Source organism: Rhodococcus sp. 15-725-2-2b (assembly GCF_002259075.1).
Taxonomy (GTDB): Bacteria; Actinomycetota; Actinomycetes; order Mycobacteriales; family Mycobacteriaceae; genus Rhodococcoides.
In genome coordinates this window covers 1-5,269 of sequence record NZ_NPFL01000032.1, presented here as the reverse complement: position 1 = coordinate 5,269, position 5,269 = coordinate 1, and the positions used below count along the sequence as shown (strand labels likewise).

The window sequence follows — 5,269 nt, the reverse complement described above, 5'->3', positions numbered from 1 at the left end:
GTCTTTTACGGAGAGTTTGATCCTGGCTCAGGACGAACGCTGGCGGCGTGCTTAACACATGCAAGTCGAGCGGTAAGGCCTTTCGGGGTACACGAGCGGCGAACGGGTGAGTAACACGTGGGTGATCTGCCCTGCACTCTGGGATAAGCTTGGGAAACTGGGTCTAATACCGGATATGACCGCATGCCGCATGGTGTGTGGTGGAAAGATTTATCGGTGCAGGATGGGCCCGCGGCCTATCAGCTTGTTGGTGGGGTAATGGCCTACCAAGGCGACGACGGGTAGCCGACCTGAGAGGGTGACCGGCCACACTGGGACTGAGACACGGCCCAGACTCCTACGGGAGGCAGCAGTGGGGAATATTGCACAATGGGCGGAAGCCTGATGCAGCGACGCCGCGTGAGGGATGAAGGCCTTCGGGTTGTAAACCTCTTTCAGCAGGGACGAAGCGTGAGTGACGGTACCTGCAGAAGAAGCACCGGCTAACTACGTGCCAGCAGCCGCGGTAATACGTAGGGTGCGAGCGTTGTCCGGAATTACTGGGCGTAAAGAGTTCGTAGGCGGTTTGTCGCGTCGTTTGTGAAAACCCGGGGCTCAACTTCGGGCTTGCAGGCGATACGGGCAGACTTGAGTGTTTCAGGGGAGACTGGAATTCCTGGTGTAGCGGTGAAATGCGCAGATATCAGGAGGAACACCGGTGGCGAAGGCGGGTCTCTGGGAAACAACTGACGCTGAGGAACGAAAGCGTGGGTAGCAAACAGGATTAGATACCCTGGTAGTCCACGCCGTAAACGGTGGGCGCTAGGTGTGGGTTCCTTCCACGGGATCTGTGCCGTAGCTAACGCATTAAGCGCCCCGCCTGGGGAGTACGGCCGCAAGGCTAAAACTCAAAGGAATTGACGGGGGCCCGCACAAGCGGCGGAGCATGTGGATTAATTCGATGCAACGCGAAGAACCTTACCTGGGTTTGACATACACCGGAAAACCGTAGAGATACGGTCCCCCTTGTGGTCGGTGTACAGGTGGTGCATGGCTGTCGTCAGCTCGTGTCGTGAGATGTTGGGTTAAGTCCCGCAACGAGCGCAACCCTTGTCTTATGTTGCCAGCGCGTTATGGCGGGGACTCGTAAGAGACTGCCGGGGTCAACTCGGAGGAAGGTGGGGACGACGTCAAGTCATCATGCCCCTTATGTCCAGGGCTTCACACATGCTACAATGGCCAGTACAGAGGGCTGCGAGACCGTGAGGTGGAGCGAATCCCTTAAAGCTGGTCTCAGTTCGGATCGGGGTCTGCAACTCGACCCCGTGAAGTCGGAGTCGCTAGTAATCGCAGATCAGCAACGCTGCGGTGAATACGTTCCCGGGCCTTGTACACACCGCCCGTCACGTCATGAAAGTCGGTAACACCCGAAGCCGGTGGCCTAACCCCTTGTGGGAGGGAGCCGTCGAAGGTGGGATCGGCGATTGGGACGAAGTCGTAACAAGGTAGCCGTACCGGAAGGTGCGGCTGGATCACCTCCTTTCTAAGGAGCATTCTCCAGAACATGTACCAGCACACAGGTGCTCGGATGATGGTCTGGCAGAGCCCGTTTCGTTCCCACACGTGGAACGGCGGGAGCTCACGGGTGGAACACTGACAACCAATTCGTTCATCGTGTCGCCGGCAATGCCGGTGGCCGAACGAGTTATATCGATGCACTGTTGGGTCCTGAGAGAACACGCGAAAGCATGTTTCTTTCTAGGCAAGACGTATACGGGCAAGAGATTGTGTTTACATCGCATCGCTTCGGTGGTGGCTGGTAGCACGTGTGGTTTCTTGGTTGTGTGTTGTTTGAGAATTGCACAGTGGACGCGAGCATCTTTGTTGTAAGTAATGAAGAGCGTACGGTGGATGCCTTGGCACCAGGAGCCGATGAAGGACGTAGGAGGCTGCGATAAGCCTCGGGGAGCTGTCAACCGAGCTGTGATCCGAGGGTGTCCGAATGGGGAAACCCAGCACGAGTGATGTCGTGTTACCTGCACCTGAATATATAGGGTGTGTGGAGGGAACGTGGGGAAGTGAAACATCTCAGTACCCACAGGAAGAGAAAACAATAGTGATTCCGTGAGTAGTGGCGAGCGAAAGCGGATGAGGCCAAACTTTGTGCGTGTGATACCCGGCAGGGGTTGCGTATGGAGGGTTGTGGGGTTTGCATTGTCGATTCTGCCGGATCGGCCGACAGTGAGAAATTGTGGTGTTAGTCGAAGTGGTCTGGAACGGCCTGTCGTAGAGGGTGAGAGTCCCGTAGACGAAAACATTGCAACTGTCGTTGTGGATACCCAAGTAGCAGCGGGCCCGTGAAATCTGCTGTGAATCTGTCGGGACCACCCGATAAGCCTGAATACTCCCTGGTGACCGATAGCGGACTAGTACCGTGAGGGAAAGGTGAAAAGTACCCCGGGAGGGGAGTGAAATAGTACCTGAAACCGTGCGCTTACAATCCGTCAAAGCCGTCGAGTGACTTGTCACTGGTGGTGATGGCGTGCCTTTTGAAGAATGAGCCTGCGAGTTAGTGGCATGTCGCGAGGTTAACCCGTGTGGGGTAGCCGTAGCGAAAGCGAGTCCGAATAGGGCGTATCCACCTTGTGTGGTGTAGTGGCGTGTTCTAGACCCGAAGCGGAGTGATCTACCCATGGCCAGGTTGAAGCGACGGTAAGACGTCGTGGAGGACCGAACCCACTTAGGTTGAAAACTGAGGGGATGAGTTGTGGGTAGGGGTGAAAGGCCAATCAAACTCCGTGATAGCTGGTTCTCCCCGAAATGCATTTAGGTGCAGCGTCACGTGTTTCTCACCGGAGGTAGAGCTACTGGATGGTCTAGGGGGCCTACAAGCTTACCGAAATCAGCCAAACTCCGAATGCCGGTGAGTGAGAGCGTGGCAGTGAGACTGCGGGCGATAAGGTTCGTAGTCGAGAGGGAAACAGCCCAGATCGCCAGCTAAGGTCCCTAAGCGTGTACTAAGTGGAAAAGGATGTGGGGTCGCGAAGACAACCAGGAGGTTGGCTTAGAAGCAGCCACCCTTGAAAGAGTGCGTAATAGCTCACTGGTCAAGTGATCCTGCGCCGACAATGTAGCGGGGCTCAAGTACACCACCGAAGCTGCGGCACTCACACAACAGCCCGCTGTTCTCTTGCGAGGGTTCAGCCAGGTGTGTGGGTGGGTAGGGGAGCGTCGTGCAGCCATGGAAGCATCGGAGTGATCCAGGTGTGGAGGCTGCGCGAGTGAGAATGCAGGCATGAGTAGCGAAAGACGAGTGAGAAACTCGTCCGCCGAATGACCAAGGGTTCCTGGGCCAGGTTAATCCGCCCAGGGTGAGTCGGGACCTAAGACGAGGCCGACAGGCGTAGCCGATGGACAACGGGTTGATATTCCCGTACCCGTGTAACCGCGCCCATGGTGAATCAGTGATACTAACCACCCTGAATCTCGCTTACTTCACGCCTTCGGGTGTGCGGGGGCGGGTGGATGCGTGGGACCTGATCTGGTAGTAGCCAAGCGATGGGGTGACGCAGGAAGGTAGCTGGGCCAGTCAGTGGTTGTACTGGTGTAAGCCTGTAGGGCGAACGGTAGGCAAATCCGCCGTTCACATACCTGAGAGGTGATGCGTAGCCGATTGAGGCGAATTCAGTGATCCTATGCTGCCGAGAAAAGCCTCTAGTGAGTTGTTACACGGCCCGTACCCCAAACCGACACAGGTGGTCAGGTAGAGAATACTAAGGCGATCGAGATAACTATGGTTAAGGAACTCGGCAAAATGCCCCCGTAACTTCGGGAGAAGGGGGGCCCCTGCCGGTGATCACTCTTGCAGTGTGAGCTGGTGTGGGCCGCAGAGACCAGTGAGAAGCGACTGTTTACTAAAAACACAGGTCCGTGCGAAGTCGTAAGACGATGTATACGGACTGACGCCTGCCCGGTGCTGGAAGGTTAAGAGGACCGGTTAGCCAGTGATGGCGAAGCTGAGAATTTAAGCCCCAGTAAACGGCGGTGGTAACTATAACCATCCTAAGGTAGCGAAATTCCTTGTCGGGTAAGTTCCGACCTGCACGAATGGCGTAACGACTTCTCAGCTGTCTCAACCATAGACTCGGCGAAATTGCATTACGAGTAAAGATGCTCGTTACGCGCGGCAGGACGAAAAGACCCCGGGACCTTCACTACAGCTTGGTATTGGTGTTCGGTTCGGTTTGTGTAGGATAGGTGGGAGACTGTGAAGCGGTGACGCCAGTTACTGTGGAGTCGTTGTTGAAATACCACTCTGATCGTATTGGATACCTCAACCTCGGACCATGATCTGGTTCAGGGACAGTGCCTGGTGGGTAGTTTAACTGGGGCGGTTGCCTCCTAAAATGTAACGGAGGCGCCCAAAGGTTCCCTCAGCCTGGTTGGCAATCAGGTGTCGAGTGCAAGTGCACAAGGGAGCTTGACTGTGAGACTGACAAGTCGAGCAGGGACGAAAGTCGGGACTAGTGATCCGGCACCGGCAAGTGGAAGCGGTGTCGCTCAACGGATAAAAGGTACCCCGGGGATAACAGGCTGATCTTCCCCAAGAGTCCATATCGACGGGATGGTTTGGCACCTCGATGTCGGCTCGTCGCATCCTGGGGCTGGAGTAGGTCCCAAGGGTTGGGCTGTTCGCCCATTAAAGCGGCACGCGAGCTGGGTTTAGAACGTCGTGAGACAGTTCGGTCTCTATCCGCCGCGCGCGTAAGAAACTTGAGGAAGGCTGTCCCTAGTACGAGAGGACCGGGACGGACGAACCTCTGGTGTGCCAGTTGTTCCACCAGGAGCACCGCTGGTTGGCTACGTTCGGAAGGGATAACCGCTGAAAGCATCTAAGCGGGAAGCCTGTTCCAAGATGAGGTTTCTCACCCCCTCGAGGGGGTAAGGCCCCCGGCAGACCACCGGGTTGATAGGCCAGAACTGGAAGCCCAGTAATGGGTGCAGGTGACTGGTACTAATAGGCCGAGGACTTACCACAAAGAAGCTACGCGTCCACTGTGCAATATCTGAAACAACACACGTTTCAGCACAACAATTGAATGAACCCAGTACGTCACCGATCCAGATCCGGTGGCACCGCTGATGTTCCGTGTGTAACTGTTTCGCAGAGTTACGGCGGCCATAGCGGAGGGGAAACGCCCGGTCCCATTCCGAACCCGGAAGCTAAGCCCTCCAGCGCCGATGGTACTGCACTCGACAGGGTGTGGGAGAGTAGGACACCGCCGAACAC

Annotated in this window: 3 rRNA genes; all 3 read left to right on the top strand. The window is 56.1% G+C overall.

The annotated features are described in order from the left end of the window. Window positions 1-4: 4 nt before the first annotated feature. The 3 genes from CH306_RS28710 to rrf all read left to right on the top strand — a co-directional run bounded on the left by CH306_RS28710 (window position 5) and on the right by rrf (window position 5,267). Window positions 5-1,522, top strand: a 16S ribosomal RNA gene (locus CH306_RS28710). A gap of 341 nt (window positions 1,523-1,863) precedes the next feature. Beyond that, window positions 1,864-5,017, top strand: a 23S ribosomal RNA gene (locus CH306_RS28705). A gap of 133 nt (window positions 5,018-5,150) precedes the next feature. Then, window positions 5,151-5,267 (top strand): 5S ribosomal RNA (gene rrf / locus CH306_RS28700). The 16S, 23S and 5S rRNA genes sit together here, the layout of an rRNA operon. The last annotated feature ends 2 nt before the right edge of the window (window positions 5,268-5,269 follow it).